The sequence below is a fragment of the Methylophaga sp. UBA4204 genome (assembly GCF_002379485.1).
In the GTDB taxonomy this organism is placed as follows: Bacteria; Pseudomonadota; Gammaproteobacteria; order Nitrosococcales; family Methylophagaceae; genus Methylophaga.
Map to the genome: position 1 here is coordinate 13,113 of NZ_DFTU01000007.1, position 543 is coordinate 13,655.

1 pseudogene is annotated in these 543 nt (G+C 49.5%); it reads left to right on the forward strand.

Annotated elements, in window-relative coordinates:
* Positions 1-543, forward strand: a pseudogene (locus B3182_RS00870) (ribose-phosphate diphosphokinase); the annotation flags it as partial.

Sequence of the window (543 nt, forward strand, 5' to 3'; positions counted from 1 at the left end):
GGCAAGGACGTGTTTATCGTCCAACCAACCTGTATGCCTACCAACGATAACCTGATGGAATTAATGGTGATGACCGACGCTATCCGTCGTGCATCAGCCAAACGCATTACCCTGGTTGTCCCTTATTTTGGTTATTCCCGTCAGGATCGCCGTCCTCGTTCAGCTCGTGTTGCCATTACCGCTAAGGTAGTTGCCAATATGTTGACAGGTGTTGGCGCAGACCGTGTTTTAACCGTTGATTTACATGCCGATCAGATCCAGGGCTTTTTTGATTGCCCTGTTGATAATGTCTACGCCTCACCCGTGTTACTGGGTGACATCTGGAAACACAAATACCAGGACTTGGTTGTGGTCTCGCCGGATGTTGGGGGTGTGGTTCGTGCCCGTGCATTAGCCAAACATTTGGATGTTGAACTGGCGATTATTGATAAGCGCCGCCCTCGTGCCAATGTGGCCAAAGTAATGAATATCATCGGTGATATTGATGGCCGTACCTGTGTGATGGTCGATGATATGGTCGATACTGCTGGTACGTTGTGTGCC